Annotated in this window: 17 protein-coding genes and 1 riboswitch; of the genes, 12 read left to right on the plus strand and 5 right to left on the minus strand. The window is 45.2% G+C overall.

Annotated elements, in window-relative coordinates:
• Positions 1-75: 75 nt before the first annotated feature.
• From EV146_RS11825 to EV146_RS11870, 10 genes are all read left to right on the plus strand, one after another.
• On the plus strand, positions 76-324 hold the full coding sequence (locus EV146_RS11825; RefSeq protein WP_132006192.1) for a hypothetical protein: 249 nt from the start codon (positions 76-78) through the stop codon (positions 322-324).
• 54 nt (positions 325-378) lie between these two features.
• Positions 379-882 carry a G/U mismatch-specific DNA glycosylase gene (gene mug / locus EV146_RS11830; RefSeq protein ID WP_132006195.1) on the plus strand — a complete coding sequence of 168 codons (504 nt, stop codon included), beginning with the start codon at positions 379-381 and terminating at the stop codon, positions 880-882.
• A gap of 350 nt (positions 883-1,232) precedes the next feature.
• The gene (locus EV146_RS11835; protein WP_121612239.1) at positions 1,233-1,670 is read left to right on the plus strand and encodes a peptidylprolyl isomerase; all 438 of its coding nucleotides are present in this window, start codon (positions 1,233-1,235) and stop codon (positions 1,668-1,670) included.
• Between the two features lie 658 nt (positions 1,671-2,328).
• Positions 2,329-3,093, plus strand: a complete 765-nt coding sequence (gene fabG, locus EV146_RS11840; protein ID WP_132006198.1) for a 3-oxoacyl-ACP reductase FabG — start codon at positions 2,329-2,331, stop codon at positions 3,091-3,093.
• A gap of 23 nt (positions 3,094-3,116) precedes the next feature.
• A complete protein-coding gene (locus tag EV146_RS11845; RefSeq protein ID WP_132006201.1) occupies positions 3,117-3,566 on the plus strand; it encodes a MaoC family dehydratase N-terminal domain-containing protein in 450 nt (149 codons plus the stop codon).
• Positions 3,563-3,985 (plus strand): MaoC/PaaZ C-terminal domain-containing protein, encoded by a 423-nt coding sequence (locus EV146_RS11850; RefSeq protein WP_132006204.1) that lies wholly within the window; start codon positions 3,563-3,565, stop codon positions 3,983-3,985. The genes EV146_RS11845 and EV146_RS11850 overlap by 4 nt, the downstream gene beginning before the upstream one ends.
• Before the next feature lie 229 nt (positions 3,986-4,214).
• Positions 4,215-5,420 (plus strand): acyl-CoA dehydrogenase, encoded by a 1,206-nt coding sequence (locus tag EV146_RS11855; RefSeq protein ID WP_132006207.1) that lies wholly within the window; start codon positions 4,215-4,217, stop codon positions 5,418-5,420.
• Positions 5,421-5,436: 16 nt separating this feature from the next.
• On the plus strand, positions 5,437-6,210 hold the full coding sequence (locus EV146_RS11860) for an SDR family oxidoreductase (protein WP_132006210.1): 774 nt from the start codon (positions 5,437-5,439) through the stop codon (positions 6,208-6,210).
• Positions 6,211-7,398: 1,188 nt separating this feature from the next.
• Entirely contained in the window at positions 7,399-8,352 is a 954-nt protein-coding gene (locus EV146_RS11865; protein WP_132006212.1) for a sugar-binding transcriptional regulator, read from the plus strand.
• Positions 8,353-8,586: 234 nt separating this feature from the next.
• Positions 8,587-9,801 (plus strand): NupC/NupG family nucleoside CNT transporter, encoded by a 1,215-nt coding sequence (locus EV146_RS11870; RefSeq protein ID WP_121612246.1) that lies wholly within the window; start codon positions 8,587-8,589, stop codon positions 9,799-9,801.
• Between the two features lie 466 nt (positions 9,802-10,267).
• On the opposite strand, the gene metH is transcribed toward EV146_RS11870, so the two are convergent.
• From metH to EV146_RS11890, 4 genes are read right to left on the minus strand one after another with little or no spacing between them, the layout of a single operon-like run.
• Positions 10,268-13,717 (minus strand): methionine synthase, encoded by a 3,450-nt coding sequence (gene metH, locus EV146_RS11875; protein WP_132006215.1) that lies wholly within the window; start codon positions 13,715-13,717, stop codon positions 10,268-10,270.
• Complete coding sequence (locus tag EV146_RS11880) at positions 13,695-15,563, minus strand: bifunctional homocysteine S-methyltransferase/methylenetetrahydrofolate reductase (RefSeq protein WP_132006218.1); 1,869 nt, start codon at positions 15,561-15,563, stop codon at positions 13,695-13,697. The genes metH and EV146_RS11880 overlap by 23 nt, the downstream gene beginning before the upstream one ends.
• On the minus strand, positions 15,560-16,747 hold the full coding sequence (gene metC / locus EV146_RS11885) for a cystathionine beta-lyase (protein ID WP_132006221.1): 1,188 nt from the start codon (positions 16,745-16,747) through the stop codon (positions 15,560-15,562). Before metC ends, EV146_RS11880 begins: the two co-directional genes overlap by 4 nt.
• Positions 16,744-17,856, minus strand: coding sequence for a methionine biosynthesis PLP-dependent protein (locus EV146_RS11890; protein ID WP_132006224.1), 1,113 nt, complete (start codon positions 17,854-17,856; stop codon positions 16,744-16,746). The genes metC and EV146_RS11890 overlap by 4 nt, the downstream gene beginning before the upstream one ends.
• A 102-nt stretch (positions 17,857-17,958) precedes the next feature.
• A riboswitch (SAM riboswitch) is annotated at positions 17,959-18,072 on the minus strand.
• Positions 18,073-18,200: 128 nt separating this feature from the next.
• On the opposite strand from EV146_RS11890, the gene EV146_RS11895 reads away from it, so the two are divergent.
• Positions 18,201-19,694 carry an FAD-binding domain-containing protein gene (locus tag EV146_RS11895; protein ID WP_158287081.1) on the plus strand — a complete coding sequence of 498 codons (1,494 nt, stop codon included), beginning with the start codon at positions 18,201-18,203 and terminating at the stop codon, positions 19,692-19,694.
• A 266-nt stretch (positions 19,695-19,960) separates the two neighbouring features.
• Here EV146_RS11895 and EV146_RS11900 read toward each other — a convergent pair whose 3' ends face one another.
• Positions 19,961-20,146, minus strand: coding sequence for a hypothetical protein (locus EV146_RS11900; RefSeq protein ID WP_121612252.1), 186 nt, complete (start codon positions 20,144-20,146; stop codon positions 19,961-19,963).
• Between the two features lie 473 nt (positions 20,147-20,619).
• Between EV146_RS11900 and EV146_RS11905 the strand changes: the two genes are divergently transcribed.
• Entirely contained in the window at positions 20,620-21,756 is a 1,137-nt protein-coding gene (locus tag EV146_RS11905) for a GntR family transcriptional regulator (RefSeq protein ID WP_132006230.1), read from the plus strand.
• Positions 21,757-22,216 lie beyond the last annotated feature (460 nt).

The raw sequence follows: 22,216 nt of genomic DNA on the forward strand, positions 1-22,216 counted from the left end.
AAGTTACGCATAAATCGTTATTGCGAAGTGAATTAGGCCAAACTGGGAAGGAAAAAGATGCTAAGGAGGATCGTGATGAGAAATTGTAAATTAGAGGATTTGTTTGAGCAGGCTGGCTGGAGTGCAGTATACGAGAAACACCATTATAAAATTTGGATTACAGGCATCATGGATCACCAGGATGAGGATTTAATGCATGCTTTTCTTGATTCCTATTCACCTGAGGACTCGGAAAAGATTTGTTTTGATGAGCTGGCTTTTCATTATAAAATATTTAAAAACATATACGAAAAAAACAGCCTCAATCTCTTTTCTTGGAACTGACAAACGAATTATTTTACAATGGTTGTCTAAAGGTAAGTGTTGGGAGGCATGAAAATGGAGGGAATCGGGGATCACCTGAGAAAGGGACTGGACATTGTTTTTATCGGATTTAATCCAAGCATCAGGTCAGGGGAAACGGGGCACCATTATGCAAATCCAAACAACCGCTTTTGGAAAATCCTTTTTGAGGCAGGGCTGACTTCCCGTAAATATGATCCTGTTGAAGATTATACATTACTGGACATTGGCTACGGATTAACCAATATTGTTGCCCGGCCGACAAAGGCGGCAGACGAAATTACGAAAGAAGAGTATCGGGAAGGCCGAGCTGAACTGCGAAAAAAGCTCGAATTCTATCGTCCCAGGATTGCCTGCTTTGTGGGAAAAGGGGTGTACCAGGAATACAGCGGCAAAAAGTCGGTAGAGTGGGGGCCGCAAGAGGAATCCACAGTGCATGGAACCACCGATTTTGTTGCTCCGTCTTCAAGCGGGCTTGTCAGAATGAAGCTGGATGAAATTGTAGAGATCTACCGCCAGCTAGTCCCTTTAAAAAAATAAAGACCCAGCAGTAATCCCTGCTGGGTGAACTTATGTAATAAAATCCCGCAAAAGCAGGGCCCCTTCCGTCCGTACAGTGGTTAAGTGTCCCGCAACAAGCGAATGTTCGGAAGGGGCATTTATAGTATATCACATATCGCATGGAGAAATACAGCCAATTCGGTGTAATAGACCTTGCCGAAGTTCAGCCTTAATTTCGGCAGTTGTGCTATTTATCCACAAAAGTCTTTATGATGCAATTTCAATGGATACTGTGCCCCGCTGGTTAATAACTTAAAAGCATCGTGCTTTTATTTTTAATAGAAATAATGGTATGATAGCTGTGATTTAAAAACAAGGAGATGATTTGGATGGCTAAAAAAGGTTACATACAAATGCAAAACGGAGACAAAATCGAATTTGAATTATACCCAAATGAAGCGCCTGGCACAGTCGCAAACTTTGAAAAACTTGCGAATGAAGGATTCTATAATGGAGTAACTTTCCACAGGGTAATCCCAGGTTTTGTATCTCAGGGTGGAGACCCAACAGGTACTGGAGCAGGTGGGCCTGGCTATACAATTAAATGCGAAACAGAAGGTAATCCACATAAGCATGTAGAGGGCAGCCTTTCCATGGCTCATGCAGGAAAGGATACAGGAGGAAGTCAGTTCTTTATTGTACACGAGCCTCAGCCTCATCTAAATGGAGTACATACAGTGTTTGGTAAGGTTACATCAGGTATGGATACAGTTAAGGCTATGAAAAATGGAGATACAATGGAAAAGGTAGAAGTAATGGATGCCTAAGTGGCAATCACGAGTAGAGGAGAAATCCTCTGCTCTTTTTTTCTGTTTAAGTGCCTCCTGTCACGGTTTAAGGGAGCTCTCCATGTGTAAAAGGAGGACAGAGACCAAGTGGAGGGCATTCGAGGTGAAAATTTATGTTCATTGAGAAAGCTTTTACTGAAGAGGACAGGTGCAAGGCGGATAAGTATAAAACAGGATAAACATGAAGAAAGGCTGAAATAGTTTTTAGAAAGGATGAGTAGAGGTAAATGAAAGAAGCGCTTAGGCGCGGAAGGGATTGTTAAGTGAAAATAGTTATATTTCTTTAAGTTAGCACTTGTGTTTTCAGAAAGTTCAAAATAGAATAAAGATAGCATACCTACTGGTTAGTATGTAGGCTAACTTGCTCTTGGTTCTTATTTGAATATTTAACAAATTTGCTTATGATGTGCTTTACCAACCTCTTGATCCTTATAAGGGAAAATCATTTCGGTCTGATCCACACCCTATGAAAAACAGGTTTTCCGTTGAAAGTAAACATGGCGGACCTCCACCCGGAAAGCTTTGGGACGCTCGGGATCATGAAAAAAAGCACCATATTAAATCTGTTCATGGGTCATCTATAGTTTAGACCGTTCATATAATTTAGGTAGTTTACTAGAGTGAAGGAGGAAAAGGCATGGAGGGAAGGTTTTCTGGAAAAGTAGCTTTTGTAACAGGGGGAAGCAGAGGAATTGGCAAAGGCATTGTAGAAATGTTTGCGCAGGAGGGGGCCAAGGTTGCCTTCATTGATCTGAACGAGGAAGCCCTCAGCGAAACGACAGCAGAATTGCGGGAACGAGGGTATGAAGTATTTTCTAAGGTTGCGAGTGTGACCAATGCCGAGCAGGTAGAGGCAGCTGTAAAGGAAATTAATGAAACATTAGGTTCCATTGATATTTTGGTGAACAATGCGGGAGTTATTAAGGACAATCTTCTGTTTAAAATGACTGACAGTGACTGGGAAACGGTAATGGATGTCCATTTAAAAGGTTCCTTCCTTGCGACCCGGGCGGTTCAAAAGTACATGGTGGACAAAAAATATGGACGGATCATCAATATTTCGTCTACATCTGCCCTTGGAAACAGAGGGCAGGCAAACTATGCAACGGCCAAGGCAGGCTTGCAGGGATTTACCAAGACCCTGGCGATTGAACTTGGAAAATACGGAATTACAACCAATTCAGTGGCACCTGGCTTTATTGAAACGGATATGACAAGGGAAACGGCAAGAAGGATCGGCATTTCCTTTGATGATTTGGTAAAGGCAAGCGTTGCACAAATACCAGTCGGCCGGAGCGGGAAACCAGAGGATATTGCCAATGCTGTTGCATTTTTTGCAGATGAGAAATCATCTTTCGTCAATGGCCAGGTCATTTATGTCGCTGGGGGGCCAAAAACCTGAAAATAAAAGTGAGGGAGGAAAACATGTTGAAGGATTTGATTGGAAAAGCCTCAATCAAGGTTAAAAATACGGTTGAACGCGGTGCGGTAAAAAAGTTCGCCGAAGCCATCGGTGACATGCATCCGATCTATATCGATGAGGAAACAGGAAAAAGGTCCAGATACCAGGTAAATATTGCTCCGCCGACATACCCCAGGGTGTTCGATTACGGTCATATAGATGGCTTGAAGCTGCCGAACAAGGGACTGATCCATGGGGAGGAGGCCTATCATTATGAACGGCCGCTTTTAGTAGGTGAGGATGTCTACTGCTATACAAAAATCACGGATTACTATGAAAAAAATGGCGCCCATGGCGAAATGGGTTTTCTCGTGCTGGAAAACAATGGCGAGGACAGAAATGGAAGAACGATTTTCACTTCAAAATCTGTAGTCATTATAACAGAAGCCGTCAGGAGGCTGCTGAAGCTATGACAAAGATGGCAGAGATGATTGTCGGACATGCTTTGGAAGACATACAGCTTCGACCGGTCACGCGCATTGACTTGATTAAATATGCAGGGGCCTCTGGGGATTTTAATCCCATCCATACCATTGACGAGGAAGCTAAGAAGGCAGGATTGCCGGGCATCATTGCCCATGGAATGTGGACGATGGGCAATTTGGCCAAGCTGTTTACCCCGTATTATGAAGAAGGATTCATACAGGATTACAGTATTCGATTCCGAGGAATGGTTTTTTTGGGTGATGTAATTACTCTGAAGGCTGAGCTGAAGGAAAGGGTGGAAAACAGGATGAGCTTTGAGGTACAGGCGATTAATCAGGAGGGAGGCCCTGTCCTAAAAGGCAAGGTTGTCTATCCACTCTATAAACCGGCTGTCAAACAGACCTAGCCTTTGCATTTCAGGAAAGGAAGCCAATTACAATGAATTTAATATGATCTTTCCTGTGGAGCGGTGAGGCAGCTAATAAGCGAAGAGCTTGCTGCTTCCATCCTGTTCATTTTTAAACTGACTGATCCAACAAAGCATAACACCCCTCTAAAATATGCCCTCATAAAAGTCAATGTCTGTAAATTACATATTGAAATTAGTCGAAATGAAAAGTGAGGGAGTGTCAAATATGAACTTTACCTATTCTGATAAAGTGAAGGAGCTCCAGCAAAAATTAAGCCAGTTCATGGATGACTATGTGTATCCTAATGAACGGCTATACTATGACCAGCTTAATCCTGGGGAGCGTTTTGCATCAATTCCTCCGATTATAGAGGAGCTCAAACAAAAGGCCCGGGAGCAAGGGTTATGGAATCTGTTTCTACCTGAGAGTGAATATGGAGCAGGTCTGACTAACCTGGAATATGCACCGCTCTGTGAAATTATGGGGCGGTCCAGCATAGCTCCCGAGGTTTTCAATTGTGCAGCGCCGGACACTGGAAACATGGAAGTCCTTGCTCGGTACGGAACAGAAGAGCATAAGAAAAAATGGCTCAAGCCCCTTCTCAATGGAGAAATTCGTTCCTGCTTCTCCATGACTGAACCAGATGTGGCATCCTCAGATGCAACCAATATCGAGGCAAGCATTGTCAGGGATGGAGATGAGTATGTCATCAATGGTATAAAATGGTGGTCCTCCGGGGCAGGGGATCCCCGTTGTAAAATCGCGATTGTCATGGGTAAGAGCAACCCGGATGCCGAGAAGCATAAACAGCAGTCGATGATTCTCGTGCCGCTTGATACTACCGGAGTCACCGTAAAGAGACTTTTACCTGTTTTTGGCTATGACCATGCTCCCCATGGCCACGCTGAGATTGAATATAAAAATGTCCGTGTACCTGCTGGCAACATGCTTTGGGGAGAAGGAAAGGGTTTTGCCATTGCCCAGGGAAGGCTTGGTCCAGGGCGAATCCATCATTGCATGAGGACAATCGGTGCTGCCGAGCGGGCGCTTGAGGAATTATGCAAGCGGGTCCAAAGCAGAACTGCCTTTGGGAAGAAGCTGGCCGACCAGGGGGTCATAAAGGAGTGGATAGCTGATTCCAGGATTGAAATTGAACAGGCAAGGCTTCTTACTTTAAAGGCTGCTTATATGATGGACAAGGTTGGAAATAAGGAAGCAAAGGCCGAGATAGCCATGATTAAAGTGGTGGCTCCCAATATGGCACTTAAAGTAATTGACCGGGCCATCCAGGCTTTTGGGGCAGCGGGTGTCAGCGAGGATTTTCCATTAGCATCAAGCTGGGCAAATATCCGGACGCTCCGCCTCGCCGACGGACCTGATGAAGTCCACCGCCGGGCAATTGCCCGTTACGAATTAGAAAAATACAAGTGAGAGGAGGCAGGTATACATGCATATAAGAGAATTATTCGATTTGACAGGGAAGACAGCGATTGTAACCGGGGGCGGCCGAGGATTAGGGGAACAAATTGCTGAAGGATTCGCCGAAGCAGGTGCGAATGTTGTTCTCTGTTCTCGGAAGGAGGCGGCCTGCGCCGAGGTGGCTGCGAAATTGGGTAAATTAGGGACAGGGACTTTGGCCTTGAAATGTGATGTTTCAAACCAGGAGGAGGTAGACAGGGTGGTGCAGGCGGCCGTGGATAAATTTGGCCGCATCGATATCCTAGTCAACAACAGTGGTGCTTCCTGGGGGGCGCCGGTTGAGGATATGCCGCTGGAAGCCTGGAAAAAAGTGATGGATGTCAATGTAACCGGAACCTTTCTAATGTCCCAGGCTGTTGGCAAGGTAATGCTGGAACAAGGGGCAGGCAAGATTATAAATATAGCATCCGTTGCGGGTCTAAAGGGATCCAGCCCCGAAGTCATGAATGCGATTGGGTACAATGCGAGCAAAGGGGCGGTGATTTCTTTTACAAAAGACCTTGCAGTTAAATGGGGGCCCCGGGGCATTTATGTAAATGCCATTGCACCCGGGTTCTTTCCTACTAAAATGTCAAAGGGAATTTTGGACAAAAGAGGGGAAGCAATTCTTGAAGGAACGCCGCTTAGGAAATTTGGAACTGAAAATGATCTGAAGGGAGTGGCTCTGTTCCTTGCTGCACCTGCATCAGATTTTATCACAGGAGAAATTATTGTCGTCGATGGCGGTACGAACGCTATGTAGTTTTAAAGAATCATAGGGGAATAGAGTGGGAAGAGTAATGAGTGGCTGAATGAAACGGCATGGATTTATTGTAAATCGGTGATAAAATCCCTTCCCCTTTAATTCGCGGGGGAAGGTAACGTAAGAGGGTTAAACGTGCTCTGACCTCCTTGATCTCGCGAGGAAGGTAACGTAACTGGTCTATATGAGCCCTGTCCTCCTTGAAATCGCAAGGAAAGGTAACGTAAGAGGGTGATATGAGCCCTGACCTCCTGAAATCGCAAGGAAAGGTAACGTAAGAGGGTTATATGAGCCCTGACCTCCTTGAAATCGCAAGGAAAGGTAACGTAAGAGGATTATATGAGCCCTGACCTCCTGAAATCGCAAGGAAAGGTAACGTAAGAGGATTATATAAGCCCTGACCTCCTTGAAATCGCAAGGGAAGGTAACGTATGAGGGTGATATGAGCCCTTTCCTCCTTGAAATTGCAAGGAAAGGTAACGTAAGAGGGTGATACGAGCCCTTTCCTCCTTGAAATTGCAAGGAAAGGTAACGTAAGAGGGTGATACGAGCCCTGACCTCCTTGAAATCGCAAGAAAAGGTAACGTAAGAGGATTATACGAGCCCTGACCTCCTTGAAATCGCAAGAAAAGGTAACGTAAGAGGATTATACGAGCCCTGACCTCCTTGAAATCGCAAGGAAAGGTAACGTAAGAGGGTGATAGGAGTCCTGTCCTCCTTGAAATCGCAAGGGAAGGTAACGTAAAGCGGTGATAAGAGCCCGTTCTGCCTCTAATTTGAAGGGGAAAGTAAATGAGGATGAGTTAGTACGAACAGCGGCGACAAATTCAATTATTTTACCGCACAGCGATTGACGTGCAGAAAGGTATCTATTTTGGGTGTTCTGGTCAGATGTGTGGCAAAAGGGCCTCAAGAAGTTCTTATTCTTTTATCTTCTTGAATGAAATAAAAATGGATGAAGAAGTGCCTCTTTGCCTGTATATGCAGGAGAGAGGTATTTTTTAGTTATTTTATTGAGACTGGTTTGCTATTAAAAAAGCTCTCTCCAGATGTAGATTGCCCCATTTTTTTGGTTTGAAATCTTCTTAATACATTTGATATTACAAATGTTTAGTTTTGATTTTACAAAAGAAAAATTCAAAGGTAAACTGGTTAGTGCTTTCAAATCGAAATGCAGGGTGATGTGGATTGGAAAGAGATGAAAAGTTCCAGAAAATAATCGAAGCGGCGAAGCTTTACTATTTATTAGACTACACTCAAAGCGAGATTGCCAAGACACTGGGGGTATCCAGGCCAACGGTTTCCCGCTTTCTCCAGCAGGCAAAAAGTGAAGGGATTGTCCAGATTAAAATCATGGACCCGACCGCAGAGGCGGAGAATCTGTCCCGGAAACTAAGGGAAACCTTTAGATTAAAACAGGCAAGAGTCGTGCCGATTCCTCAATACGAAGAAAACCTGATAAAAAATTATCTGGGGCATGCAGCGGCAAACTATCTAAATGAAAGTGTCAAGGACGAAGATATTATTGGGGTTACCTGGGGGACGACTTTATATCATGTCGCAATCGAGCTAAAGCAAAAGTTTGTCCGTGATGTAAAGGTGGTACAGTTAAAAGGCGGCATCAGCTATTCTGAAACAAATACGTATGCTTCAGAAATACTCTATTTGTTTGGGAAAGCGTTTAACAGCACTCCTCATCATTTATATTTGCCTGCCATTGTCGACCAGGTTGTCGTTAAACAAGCAATGGAAGCCGACCGCCATATTCGCGAAATTATGGATTTAGGAAAGCAGGCCAACATTGCTATTTTTACGATTGGAACAGTGAATCCAGAATCTCTTCTCTTTAAGCTGGGCTATTTTACTGAGAGGGATTTAGCCTTTTTAAATGGATGTGCTGTGGGTGACATTTGTTCAAGGTTTTTTGACCGGGATGGGAGGATTTGCAGCCAGGAGTTAAATGAAAGAACTCTCGGAATAAATCTTGAGGAACTAAAAACTAAGGAGAGCTCTATTCTGGTTGCTGGCGGAGCGAATAAAATTGAAGGAATTTACGGAGCACTGAAGGGTGGATATGCAAATATCCTGATTACTGACCAATTTACCGCTAAGTTTTTATTGGACAAGGCTGAGGAAAGTTAATGCCAATTTGTCTGCACCTATTCAATGTTAACCAAGTTTTTTCGCATTTAAATTCTGCCATAAGACGTTTGCAATTGTTTAGTCGGTTTAGTAGTGATAGCGGCTGTCGCTAAGCAGGACTAAACATTAATTACCCTTGTTTTTTCCTGCCCGCCGTTCTTCGGGAACAATTTCGAAACTGCATTTCGTATATTTCTCGTAAAAAAACAACAAGATACTACTGAGGTGACCGACTTGAATTATTTATGGGGTTTACTAGGAATTATTACAGTTTTGGCAATCGCTCTGCTGCTTTCGGCCAACAGGAAGGCAATTAAGCTCCGAACGGTCCTTGGGGGACTGGCTATCCAGTTTATTTTTGCTTTTATAGTCCTGAAATGGGAGACTGGACGTGAAGCTCTGAAGCAAGTTTCATTAGGTGTCCAATCGGTTATAGGGTATGCGAATGAGGGTGTTAATTTCCTGTTCGGAGGGATTTTCCAGGCCGAGAATGTTGGTTCCATTTTTGCTTTTCAAGTTTTGCCAATCATAATCTTCTTCTCGTCGCTGATTTCGGTGCTTTATTATTTAGGAATCATGCAGTGGATTATTAAAATTCTTGGCGGGGGACTGGCAAAACTATTAGGCACCAGCAATGCAGAATCTCTATCGGCGGCTGCCAATATTTTCGTCGGCCAGACAGAGGCTCCGCTTGTCATTAAGCCATACATTGCAAAGCTGACTCAATCCGAGCTTTTTGCGGTTATGGTTGGCGGACTTGCTTCCGTAGCCGGCTCAGTGCTGGTTGGCTATTCGTTGCTGGGTGTCCCTCTTGAGTATCTGCTTGCAGCCAGTTTCATGGCTGCCCCTGCAGGACTTGTACTGGCAAAGATCATGATGCCGGAAACGGAAAAACCGCAAACGAACGAGAGCTTAGATATGGAGCGTGATGAGGAGTCCGCCAATGTCATTCAGGCCGCAGCAAGTGGTGCAAGTGTCGGTCTTCAGCTGGCACTGAATGTGGGAGCAATGCTGTTGGCGTTCATCGCCATTATTGCCTTAGTTAACGGGATATTAGGTGGAATTGGCAATCTGTTTAATGTTGAGGGCATAACCCTTGAGCGGATTCTGGGATTTGTGTTTGCGCCATTAGCTTTTGCAGTGGGTGTGCCATGGGAAGAAGCAGTCAAGGCGGGCGGATTTATAGGTCAAAAGCTTGTTCTGAATGAATTTGTTGCCTATGCTTCCTTCGCGCCTCAAATAGGGGAGCTAACTCCAAAAACGGTAGCAGTCGTGAGCTTTGCATTGTGTGGGTTTGCAAACCTTTCCTCACTGGGAATTCTGCTCGGAGGACTTGGCAATCTTGCTCCAAACCGCAGAGGCGACATTGCCCGCCTTGGTATGCGTGCTATAGCAGCAGGGATGCTTGCATCCTTGTTAAGTGCCGCAATTGCCGGTATGCTCATTTAAGTGACGTTTTAATCAGCAATTAATTGAGGGGTTTCTGTTAGTTGTAAAACGGAAAGCAAGGGCAGTAATAGGCCCTTGCTTTTTTGTTTTTGGTGGATTGATTGTATGTAGATCCTTTTATAATTTTTCCCATGGTTGGGATAAGAATAACTATGTAAGATTTTTCATAAGCACATTGATGAGAAGTCAGGGCAGCCCATGAAGCGTCCATAGTGCCCGTTTTCTAAATTTCAATGGAAGTAGGGTAACCATGAACGATTCCATAAGCGCCCCAAACCACTTTTAAAAAAAGAAAAGGATCGCTATGAAGAAGTTATAGTGTTGGTTGGTATAGAGTGAAAAAGAGAAGGCAGGGTAATCATGTATCATCCATGTTCGCTGATTTTTCAGTACTACAAAGGACAATTTCCATTTGACTGTAGAAAAAAAACAGGCAGCACCTTCTAAAAAGGCGCTGCCTGATATTTTATCGCATGACGTTGAAATACCGTGCTTCTGGATGAGAAAACACAATGGCGGAAACAGACGCTTCCGGGTCCATCATGCAGCCGTCCGTTAATTGAATCCCAATGTCTTCTGGCTGGATCAGCTTGAAAAGCTTCTGCTGATCTTCCAAATCCGGGCAAGCGGGGTAACCAAAGGAGAATCTTTGCCCCTGGTACTTGGCGGAGAACCTGTCTTTCATCGACATGGTCAGCGGATCAGGGAATCCCCAACGGTCCCGCATTTGGCGGTGGATGAGCTCGGCAAATCCTTCAGCCGTTTCCAAAGCAAGAGCCTGGAGAGTATGATTTTCCAGGAAGCGTCCTTCCGACTTTAGCTTTTCCGCAGCCTGGCGGATGCCGTTCCCGGCGGTGACAGCGAAGAATCCGACATAATCGATTTCATTGTCGCCGACAGGGCGAATGTAGTCAGCAAGACATAGTCCCGGGTCGCTGTCCTGGCGTGGGAAATCAAAGGTTTCAATAATCCTGCCTGGCTTCTCGGGGTCATAAATGTGAATTTTATTGCCGTCTGCCTGTGCAGGGAAGAACTGATAGACAGCTTTTGGCTGAATCCAATTGTTAGCCTTGGCCTCCTGCAAGAGGGACTGAACGACCTCATAAACCTTCACGGCTTTTTCATTTCCTTCAGCGAGGAGCCTGTCAACTTTCCCTTTCACGCCAAGGTGGTGGCCAATCAGCATTTGCTGGTTGATATATGGCTCAATATGATCGAGCGAATAGGATGCAAGCAAATGTCTTTTCGTGTCCTGCGGGATGAAGATCGGTGCTTTTGTTGTTGTCCGTGGACGAGTAAGTACTGCGGTCGCCGTTCGACTGCTGGCAGCGGGTTCCTGAATTGCCGGAACGGCTTCCAGCTTTGCTTTCTTTTCCGAAAGGTACTTCTCGTATTCCTCAGGCTCTTGCAGTGAATTAGCAAGAGATAGCCCGTTCATTGCATCCTTGGCATATAAAACAACACCGTCGTATTCCCTGGAAATCTTATTATCCGTGAATTTTCTGGTCAGAGCAGCTCCTCCCACTAAAATTGGAACATCAATTCCTGCCTGTTTCATATCATGTGCCGTCAGCACCATCTGCTGGGCGGACTTAACAAGCAATCCAGAAAGGCCGACAATATCAGGCTGCTCTTTTTTTACCGCTTCAATCAGGCTTGTCGGATTGACCTTAATTCCAAGGTCGACTACATTATAGCCGTTATTGCTAAGGATGATATCAACCAGGTTTTTGCCGATATCATGGACGTCACCTTTAACGGTTGCAAGGATGACCTTCCCTTTTGTCGAGGAAGTTTCGTTCTTTTCCATATGCGGTTCCAGGTGGGAAACTGCGGCCTTCATGACCTCGGCGCTTTGGAGAACTTCGGCTACGATCAATTGGTTGTCGTTGAAAAGCCGTCCTACTTCCTTCATTCCATCCATCAAAGGACCATTAATGATATCAAGAGGGGCAGGGTAGGCTTCAAGCGCAGCATCCAGGTCAGGAATCAAGCCTTCCTTGGTTCCTTCCACCACGTAATAAGCAAGGCGTTCCTCCAATGTCATATCAGGTATGCTGTTTTTGGATTCCTTTTTCTTTCCACGGTAAAATTCCGTAAATTTCGCTAATGTTTCATCTGTTGTGCGGAACAGCAAATCTTCGGCCATCGCTACTTCTTCTTTGGAGATGGAAGCAAAGCGCTCAAGCTTTTCCGTATTGACAATCGCGTAATCCAGTCCGGCCTGTGTACAGTGGTACAGGAATACAGAGTTTAAAACTTCCCGGCCAACAGGCGGGAGCCCGAAGCTTACATTACTGATCCCCAGAATTGCCTGAGTTTCAGGTAATGCCTCTTTAATCTTCCTGATTCCATCCACGGTTGCCTTTGCGGACCCAATATATTGTTCATCCCCCGTTCCTACCGGGAAGACCAATGGATCAAAGATCAGGTCCTGCGGGGCAATTTTATATTTATTTACTAACAGGTCGTAGGAGCGTTTCGCAATTTCCAGCTTTCTTTCTGCCGTAACACCCATACCTTTTTCATCAATTGTCCCGACAACAACGGCAGCGCCAAATTTGTGGATAAGGGGAACAATGGCTTCAAACCGTTCCTCGCCATCTTCCAGGTTGATCGAATTGATAATGGCTTTTCCCTGGGAGTATTTCAGCGCCCGTTCAAGGACCTGTTCGTCCGTTGAATCAATGACGAGAGGGACTTTGACTTTTTTCACTGCCTCGATTATGAATTGCTCCATGTCATTCAGTTCATCACGGTCGGGGTCTGCGAGACAGATATCAATCACGTGGGCACCGTTCTTGACCTGGGCCCTGGCTACTTCTGCCGCTTCTTCAAACTTGCCTTCGGTGATCAGCCGCTTAAACTTTCTTGAGCCGATGACATTGGTCCGCTCGCCAACCATGATAGGCCTTAGAGTCGGGTCATCATAAATGAAAGGCTCAATCCCGGAGACCATATGGTGGTTGTTATTTTCTGTTTGCCGCGGCTCGTAGGCCTTCATCTTTTCTGCCATTGCCTTTATATGGTCAGGGGTGGTGCCACAGCAGCCGCCCACAATATTGAGCCATCCTTCTTTTGCAAAGTCTTCCAGCTTTTGAGCAAGTGTTTCCGGGGTCTCATGGTAGAGCCCTTCTTCATCCGGCAGACCGGCATTTGGATAACAGCTGACAGCCGAAGTGGCGAGGCCGGAAAGGGAACGCAAATGATCCTGCATGAATTCTGGTCCGGTGGCACAGTTCAAACCAACGGAAATGGGCTTCATATGTTCAACGGAAATATAAAATGCTTCTATGGACTGGCCTGCCAGAGTAGTGCCCATTGGTTCAATCGTAGCCGAGATCATCAGCGGAAGCTCTTTCCCATGCTGTTTAAAAGCCGATTGAATTCCAATAAAAGCCGCTTTAACATTCAGCATGTCCTGGCTCGTTTCCAGCAGGAGGATGTCCACGTTTCCGTCCAGCAGCGCGAGGGCCTGCTCTTCATATGCTGCCGTCATTTCTTCAAAGGTTGCCCCGCCGGTTACGCTAAGGGTTTTGGTTGTTGGACCCATGGAGCCGGCTACAAAACGCGGCCATTCAGGAGTGGACATTTCATCCGCCACTTTTCTGGCAATGTCGGCAGCAACTTTGTTGATTTCATAGGCCTTATGGCCAATTCCGTACTCATCAAGGACAAGGCTGGCACCTCCGAAGGTATTGGTTTCAACAATATCTGCTCCAGCCTCGAAATATTCCCGGTGTATCTGTTCAATGACTTGTGGGGCAGTCAGGTTCAGGTTTTCATTGCAGCCTTCAAATTCTTCGCCGCCAAAATCGTCAGCAGACAGATCTGCCTGCTGCAGCATCGTACCCATTGCTCCATCCATAATGAGGATTTTCTTCTTAAGTTGTTCAGTTAGTGAAACTTTCGGCATTTTGTTTCCTCCTTGATAGACGATCGCTGTATTCCCGGGCATAAGCGGCAAGCTCGACGGTCATTTCATAGTTCATGAACGGTGTAATCAAATAAATCCCGTTAAAAAGCTCTGCAGCTGCTTCAATTAATGATTTGGTAATGGCAATCCCTTCACGTTTTGACTGGACAGGATCATGTTTGAACTCTGCCATCTTGTCAAGAATATTCTGGGAAATTTTGATGCCAGGAACCTCATTATGAAGGAATTCAGCATTCTTGCTTCCTGTCAGCGGCATGAGACCGATGTAAACGGGTGTATCAAGGTGCTTGGTCTGTTCATATACGTCGAGGAGCAGCTTTTCGGAATATACTGGTTGTGTAATGAAATAATCCGCCCCGCATTTTATTTTCTTCTCCATTCTGACGACAGCCTTTTCCAGTGATCGGACATTGGGATTAAAAGCGGCAGCTATTGAAAAAACACCCTTCTGGCCTAAATCCTTGCCGGAAAAAGCGAGCCCTTCATTAAATTGCTTGATCATTTCAATAAGCTCGAAGGAGGAGACATCAAAAACAGAGGACGCACCGGGAAAATCCCCAACCCTTGCTGGATCTCCTGTAATGGCAAGGACATCATGAAGTCCAAGTGTGTGGAGCCCCATCAAATGGGATTGAAGTCCAATTACATTCCGGTCACGGCAGGTCAGGTGGACAAGCGGACGGAGACCGACTTGTTCCTTAACTAAGTGGCCGAGAGCAGAATTGGATATCCTAGGTGATGCCAGGGAATTGTCTGCCAGTGTCAAAGCATCGATTCCTGCTTCCTTTAAAGCTTTTGCACCTTCAAAAAAGCGGGTTGTATCCAGCTTGCGAGGCGGATCCAGTTCCACGATGACCGAAGGGCGTTCTTTCACCATTTCCTGCAGCGGCCGTTCCTTTCTTATGACAGGGGAGGACTTGACTTCAATATTTGTATTTTTAAAGGTCACTTTCTTTTCGGTCACAGGATCCAGATCATTTAACTCTGTTGCAAAGGCCCGGATATGCTCAGGTGTTGTACCGCAGCAGCCTCCGAGAAGCCTGATTCCCTGATCACGAAATCTTCGTGCTGACTGTCTGAAATAATCGGCACTGCTTTCAAAATGAAACTTACCATCTGTATAGGCTGGCAGGCCGGCATTTGGGTAGGCGGATAGAAACGCTTTTTTCGGAAGCTCGACTTGTTCAAGCGAGGTTATCATGTGGTGCGGGCCGAGGCGGCAATTAAGCCCCACGACATCGGCTCCAATTCCTTCCAGACGTTTTAGAGCCTCATTTACAGGTGTCTGATCCTGCATGAAGCCCGATTCCTGGAGTGATACCTGGGCAATCAGCGGGATGTCGGTTTCCTTCCGGGCAATAGCAAGCACTGTCTCGATTTCCTGCAGGTCGTAATAGGTTTCAAGCAGGATCCCATCCACACCTTCCAGAAGAAGGCAATAAAGCTGTTCGCGGAAACTTCGCTTAATTTCTTCCAGTGAAATGGTGTTGGGCCTGATTCCGCGGTTTCCTCCTATTGTCCCCAAAATGTACGCATTATGGCCGGCAGCTGCCTGGCGTGCCAGCCTGGCAGCAGAGCTGTTGATTTCTTTCACATGATCTTCTAGCCCATATCTTTGAAGCTTCAGGTAGTTGGCTGCATAGGTGTTTGTCTGGATGATATCGGCACCTGCCTCGATATAGGCGGTGTGGATTTTAACAATCTCATCCGGGTGGGAAAGGTTCAGTTCCTCAAAGCAAGTATCTGTACCAAAGGAATAAAGAAGAGTTCCAATCGCTCCGTCGGCGATTAGAATCTCATTCTTCAATCGGTCTAGAAATTTCATCTTATTCCTCCTTGATGGCTTGCATGGGCTGAGCTAACCCTCAAGGACTCTGCAAAATCCTTGATCATGTCATCAGCGGATTCAAGACCTACCGAAAGGCGGAGCAGGCTGCCGGAGATTCCCCGCTTCTCACGTTCCTCTGCAGGCATGGCCGCATGTGACATTTTCGTAGGATAGGAGAGGATGGATTCTACCGCTCCTAAACTTACCGCAAAAACAGGGAGCTTAACGTTATTGACAAAATCCTTCAGCAGCTGCTCAGACTCCAGCTCGAAAGAAAGCACTGCTCCGGGCCCGTAGGATTGTTTTTTATGAATTTCATATTGAGGGTGGTCCTCAAAGCCTGGATAATGAACCTTTTTTACAAGGGGATGATCCTTTAAAAAGTTGGCAATCTTAATGGCATTTTCCTGTGATTGCTGCATCCTTACTGAAAGCGTCTTGATTCCCCTCATCACCAGCCAGGCATCCTGAACGCCAAGCACCGCACCAAACGCGTTCTGCAGGGAATATAGCCGGTTTCCAAGCTCTTCGTCCTTCACAACAGCGAGTCCAGAGACGGTATCACTGTGGCCTCCCAGAAATTTCGTCGCACTGTGGAGGACAATATCGGCTCCAAGCTCAAGAGGTCTCTGGAGGTAAGGGGTCATGAACGTATTATCAACAAAGGTAAGGGCGCCATGCTCCTTGGCGATATCGCTGATTGCCTGTATATCGGTCACCTTCATCAAAGGGTTTGATGGTGTTTCTGCATAAAATAGCTTCGTATTTGGACGGACAGCTTCTTTGACAGCTGCAAGATCCGTCATATCTACAAAGGTATGCTCAATGCCAAAGCGTGTCAGCACTTGGCTGACCATCCGGAAGGTACCGCCGTACACATCTTCCGTCACAACCACGTGGTCACCTTGGGAGAGCAGAAGGAATGCGGTTGAAATAGCCGCCATCCCGGAAGAGAAGGCAAACCCTCTGGTTCCGCCTTCCAATCCTGCAATGATTTCTTCCACTGCTTCGCGAGTGGGGTTCAGGCTCCGGCTGTAATCGTATTTGCCAAATTTGTCAACCGATGGCTGATGGTAGGTAGAGGCATACTGAACGGGAACGCTGACACCTCCAGTGGCAGGGTCGAATTTATATTGATTGTGAAGCAGTTGAGTTTCAAATGAATAGTCATGGTTGCTCATCGTGCTACCTCCTGTCCTGCTTTAGCAAATGCTCCATCTAAATCAGCCATCAAATCTTCCGCATCTTCTATTCCAACGGAGAAGCGCAGAAGCCTGCCGCAAACGCCGGTAGCTTCGCGGACTTCTTTTGGGATATCGGCATGTGTCTGTGTAGCCGGGTAGGTGATGAAGCTTTCCGCGCCGCCCAGGCTTTCCGCAAAGGCAATAACCGAAAGATTCTGCAAGAATGGATCCACCATTGATTCGTGCTTGATTCTAAAGGAAAGCATTCCGCCTCTTCCCGGGTAAAGAACATCGGTTACCGCATCATGATTTTCGAGATATTCAACAAGCTGTCCTGCATTGAGCTCATGCTGTCTCATCCTTAAGGCAAGGGTCTTCATGCCGCGCATTAACAGCCAGGAATCAAATGGGCTGAGTACAGCTCCAGCTCCATTATGGTAAAGGAACAGATCATCACATAATTCCTTCCCCTTTGCGACGATCAGGCCGGCGAGAACATCATTGTGCCCGCCGAGATATTTAGTGGCACTGTGAATGACGATGTCGGCACCCATGGCAAGCGGTTTTTGCAGCAATGGAGTGTAAAGGGTATTATCGACAATCAGCAGGATTCCTTTTTCCTTTGTGATTTTTGCCAATGCTTCCAGGTCGGCTGTTTCCATCAGCGGATTAGTCGGGCTTTCTACAAAGAGAGCCTTGGTACTAGGCGTGATAGAAGCAGTAACCTCATCCAAATTGGCCATATCTATGTATTGACAGCCCAATCCCCATTTTTTAAATCCCTGTTCCAGCAAGCGGTAAGTTCCTCCGTACAAGTCCTTTGAAACAAGCCATTCATCACCGGACTGGAATAATGAAATAATGGTCAGGATAGCTGCCATGCCTGAGCTGCATGCAAAACCGCGGTCACCTTCCTCAAGGTCGACAATAGCCTTTTCCAAAACTTCCCTCGTTGGATTACCGGTCCTGATATAATCATATCCAGTAGATTTCCCGATTCCCTCATGACGGTAGGCGGTTGAAAGATAGATAGGAGGATTGACCGTTCCTGTCGCTGTTTCACTGCGATTCCCAATTTGTGCGAGTTTTGTGTTAATTTTCACCATGATTATGACACTCCCTAATTCTGCAAATTCCTAGATTGTTATCCTAAAATAGAAAAAAGTCCTCTTAAGAAGAAGACTTTTTGTTAGATATCAAGGATCTTCTTCTTATCTGCCAAGTTTGACAACTTGCTGGACTTAGCACCTTTTCAGCCTTTTTGCCTGCTGATGGTTGCTGAGGCGTCACAGGGCCAGACCCTCGACCTCTCTGGATAAGAAATCTATTTCATTTTCAATTTTCTTAAACTTTACTACAGTAAAATGGTATATGTCAATGGTTTTTGTGAAGGAGTATAAATATAATGATAGTATGATAGAAGGGATTGTTTTATTTTATATTAAATAGCATGGAAAACCAGCTAGATAACAGTGATGCAACGGAGGTGATCTTGATGAATGTAGTTTGGCTGAAAAGAGATATAAGACTTGCTGATCACCAGCCGCTTTCTGATGCCTGCCGATTTGGAGAGACACTTGTTTTATATATCGCTGAGCCTTCACTCTGGAACACGGGCGATCTTTCCAGGCGTCATTTTGATTTCATCCTGAACGGACTGGCCGAGCTTGCACATAAACTGGAGGATCGCGGGGGAAAACTTGCCTGTGCCGTTGGGGAAGTTGAGGAAGTCCTTGAACAGCTCCTTCACACCTATGGAGCGTTCTCGCTTTATACATATGAAGAAATCGGCCCGCCCATCATAGAAGAACGGGACGCCAACGCAGCAAGGTGGATGGGGGAGAAGGGTTTGTCCTACTGTCCCTATTTTGAACTTCCAGCCTTTCAAAAAGGCTGGGAAGGAAAGCTGTCGAGGAAAAAGTGGGAGCTGGAAATGCAAAAGCCTTGTGCACAGCCTCCCGGCAGGATTCTTAGCCCGGATGTCGTGCCTAAGCGCTTTTATTCTGGCATTGAAAGAATAAAAGGCTTTCCCGTTAAAGGGGATGAGATTCGCTTTGGACAAAATGGGGGTGAAAATGAGGCGACAGATACGCTGGACTCTTTCCTGAAGGACCGGTGCATAAATTACATTGATCGCCATCAAAAGCCGATTCCATCTTCCTTGTCTTCAAGCAGGCTGTCTCCCTATCTCTCCTGGGGGAATATTTCGGTGAAAACCGTCTATCAAAAGACAAAGGAGGCCATTGCAGGTGGAATAGAGGAGAATCAAACCAACCAGCTTGAAGCCTTCTTGTCAAAGCTATATTTACATCACCAAACGATTCTGAATGCCAAAAATATGCCAATGGTATTTGAGAGATCCGTCCACAGCACTTTTGATTCACTGAAGGACGAATGGGATGCTGAGTTTTCCCGGCGCTGGGAGTCGGGGAAGACAGGTATTCCAATCATTGATGCAGCGCTTAGGTGCCTCATTCAGACGGGATGGATCAACAGCTCGTTAAGAACCTTGGTGGTCTCATTCGCAAGCCATACTCTTCGGAAGGATTGGCAAAGGACGGCCAGGGAGCTAGCTGGGCTTTTTCTTGATTACCAGCCAGCGATACACTATACACAGGTTCAGAAAATTTCAGGGACTTTTAAAGATGGCCCCATAAAAGTTCACAATCCCATCCGCTTTGGAAAGGAAATAGATCCTGATGGTGCATTTGTCCGGAGGTATGTACCGGAACTGAAGAACGTTCCTGATAAATATATTCATGAACCATGGCTTTATCCCGGCTTTTACTCTTTGGGGTATCCAGTTCCAGCGGTGGATGCCGTTCAGGCTAATAAAAAAATAAATGAATTATACCGGTCTCATAGACAGGAAGAAAAGAGGGTGCAGGGAACTCCTGCGGGTAAGAAAACGGAGGATGCGGAACAGCTGTATTTTGATCTTTAAAAAGGCAGTTTCTATAGTAAATAACGGAGAATCCATTGAGTCAAATTTTATAAAATAAGCCTCTTTCTTTTTTTTACTCTTGGACAATTGGCCGTTTGTTTATAGGCAATGAGCAGGATCGACCTGCACATAACCTAGTGATCTGTTAGGAGATTAGAAACCGCTGAAGGAAAAGACTTTTCGCCAAAGTCTGTCTCTCACCATAGAACAAGGAGGCCCCAAGTATCTTGCGACCTCCTTCTGTTTTCAGTTTAAAGAGGATTTGGTTATTTTTTATTTGCCTGGCGTCCGCTTTTCTTTTGGCTTTGGGACTTCGTATTCCCAATCTGAAAGTCTTCCCCTAGCTCGATATCATTTCTTTTATCGTGTTTCTCGGTTTGTTCCCTCGTTTGGTCTGTATTGTTCATGCCTTGTCTGGACATTGCCTTCAACTCGCTTTCTTTTTTTATCATTCTTAATATGCTCGAATACGAAAATAAATTTCTGAAAATGCCTGATGAACATAATTTGGATATTCTTATCCAGTAATTTACCTTACATTTTTTCCCTGGAGCGGTATAGAATCAACTGCTCTGGGAGGGATTTTTACAAGCGGGAAAATCGTATTCATGGGTTACTGATGCGTGTCCTTAAATAGTCAGCGAGGGGTGGAGTAAGTATTCGATCAGCCTCCTGGTGGGGCCAAAAGGTATTTCTTTCTAAGCGCTTTTAAAATTGAGAATTGACTATAGCATCACCACTGCGTTTATACGGTGGTGTTTTTTAAATTAAAATATTTGAATATACGTACAATTTGTAATATTATAATTAATAGACGAAGACACATACGTATAAGTCCTGAAGCATGAGAATTTGTAAGCGATTCCCTAAATGCACTGACTTGTTATCCCAGGAGAAAGGCGTTTACTAAAAAAGAGGTGTTACGATGGCTACTAAATTAGACAAAGTGAAACAGGAGATAAAATCGCGGATTCTGGATGGCACCTTTCAGCCGAATCAAAAAATCTCCTCAGAAAGTGAACTCATGAAACAATTTGCAGTCAGCCGCCACACGGTTCGCGCTGCCATTGGTGAACTTGTCAATAAGGGCTGGCTGTACCGTGAACAGGGAGCAGGGACTTTTTGTGCAGACCGGTCCATGGACAGCAGGTTAATGAGCGGGTCAAACCAGAAAAATATTGCCATTATTACGACCTTTATTTCCGAGTACATATTTCCTTCTATTATCAGGGGGGCGGAGTCCTATTTAAGCAAACACGGCTACAATGTCAGTTTATTCAGTACGAATAATGACCATAGCGAGGAGAAAAGAATATTAGAAAAAATCCTGACAGAGCAGTTTGATGGGGTAATCGTTGAACCTACCAAAAGCGCATTGTCCAATCCAAATATCAGCTACTACTTAAATTTGGAGCGGCAGCAGATTCCCTATATTATGATCAATGCCTATTATGATGAATTGGAGCCGGTGAGCATTACGATGAATGATGAAAAGGGCGGCTATGTCCAGACGGAGCACCTGATTCAGCTGGGCCATACGAATATCGTGGGATTTTTTAAAACCGATGATCTTCAGGGGGTCAAAAGGATGAAGGGTTTTATAAAAGCTCATCGAAAGTTTGGGGTCCCTATTAATCCAAACGGAATCGTCACGTATGATTCAAGCGGGAAAGCTGCCAAGCCAGTGGAGGCCCTTGCCAGGCTTTTATCGGTAGAGCAGAGTGCAAGGCCGACAGCGATTGTAGGATATAATGACGAGCTCGCGATCTTGATGCTTGATGTTTTCAGGGAGAAAAGCATCAGCGTGCCAGAAGATCTTTCACTGGTTGGCTTTGACGATTCGTATATGGGAAGGCTGACGGAGGTAAAACTGACCACCATCCAGCATCCGCAGAGCAAGATGGGTGAAACAGCGGCAAAAATGATTGTAGACATGATCAAAGAGAAAAACAGTCAACAAAGGAAGTCCCCTGAAAAAGTGGAATCGGTAGTATTTGAGCCTAATTTGATTTTACGGAGCTCTACTGCTTCATTACAGCTAAAAAAACATGTGACACTTTAATCATCAGGGAATAACAAACCGACAATTAATTGATTTAGAATATTTATAATAATCAAAATTTAGTATTGAAAATAGTCTAATAGTTTCATATAATCAATTTATAAAACATATACGTACGTCTCGCTGGCCAGGAAACAAAATTACTGAAAATATTCGTACATACCAAAATGTAAGCGATAACAAACGGCCGGTCATATCATCAAATATATGAGTTAAGGTGGTGGTACCCTTTCCTTCGTCTCCTGTTAAAACGTTCGTAAATGTCATCAGCCAAAGAAGAAGAGCGACCTGAATCAAGGAAGAAGAAATGCAGCAATGTGTTAGTTTTCAAAGAACAATGAAGTCCATTTGTCGACCATTCAACAACGAATCTGCGAAATACCTCCACAGCACCTACAGCATTGATTACAGACGGTCTTGAAAGATGAAAATTATTTCCAGTGAGTTCTCAATATTACAA

Origin of the sequence: Mesobacillus foraminis (assembly GCF_004340465.1) — a bacterium.
In the GTDB taxonomy this organism is placed as follows: domain Bacteria; phylum Bacillota; class Bacilli; order Bacillales; family Cytobacillaceae; genus Mesobacillus_B; species Mesobacillus_B foraminis.

What these genes read in the sequence shown, in the direction of transcription:
- EV146_RS11825 (WP_132006192.1), top strand. Translation starts at nt 76, where the DNA reads ATGAGAAATTGTAAATTAGAGGATTTGTTTGAGCAGGCTGGCTGGAGT.
- mug (WP_132006195.1), top strand. Translation starts at nt 379, where the DNA reads ATGGAGGGAATCGGGGATCACCTGAGAAAGGGACTGGACATTGTTTTT.
- EV146_RS11835 (WP_121612239.1), top strand. Translation starts at nt 1,233, where the DNA reads ATGGCTAAAAAAGGTTACATACAAATGCAAAACGGAGACAAAATCGAA.
- fabG (WP_132006198.1), top strand. Translation starts at nt 2,329, where the DNA reads ATGGAGGGAAGGTTTTCTGGAAAAGTAGCTTTTGTAACAGGGGGAAGC.
- EV146_RS11845 (WP_132006201.1), top strand. Translation starts at nt 3,117, where the DNA reads ATGTTGAAGGATTTGATTGGAAAAGCCTCAATCAAGGTTAAAAATACG.
- EV146_RS11850 (WP_132006204.1), top strand. Translation starts at nt 3,563, where the DNA reads ATGACAAAGATGGCAGAGATGATTGTCGGACATGCTTTGGAAGACATA.
- EV146_RS11855 (WP_132006207.1), top strand. Translation starts at nt 4,215, where the DNA reads ATGAACTTTACCTATTCTGATAAAGTGAAGGAGCTCCAGCAAAAATTA.
- EV146_RS11860 (WP_132006210.1), top strand. Translation starts at nt 5,437, where the DNA reads ATGCATATAAGAGAATTATTCGATTTGACAGGGAAGACAGCGATTGTA.
- metH (WP_132006215.1), bottom strand. Translation starts at nt 13,717, where the DNA reads ATGCCGAAAGTTTCACTAACTGAACAACTTAAGAAGAAAATCCTCATT.
- EV146_RS11880 (WP_132006218.1), bottom strand. Translation starts at nt 15,563, where the DNA reads ATGAAATTTCTAGACCGATTGAAGAATGAGATTCTAATCGCCGACGGA.
- metC (WP_132006221.1), bottom strand. Translation starts at nt 16,747, where the DNA reads ATGAGCAACCATGACTATTCATTTGAAACTCAACTGCTTCACAATCAA.
- EV146_RS11890 (WP_132006224.1), bottom strand. Translation starts at nt 17,856, where the DNA reads ATGGTGAAAATTAACACAAAACTCGCACAAATTGGGAATCGCAGTGAA.
- EV146_RS11895 (WP_158287081.1), top strand. Translation starts at nt 18,201, where the DNA reads ATGGAAAACCAGCTAGATAACAGTGATGCAACGGAGGTGATCTTGATG.
- EV146_RS11900 (WP_121612252.1), bottom strand. Translation starts at nt 20,146, where the DNA reads ATGATAAAAAAAGAAAGCGAGTTGAAGGCAATGTCCAGACAAGGCATG.
- EV146_RS11905 (WP_132006230.1), top strand. Translation starts at nt 20,620, where the DNA reads ATGGCTACTAAATTAGACAAAGTGAAACAGGAGATAAAATCGCGGATT.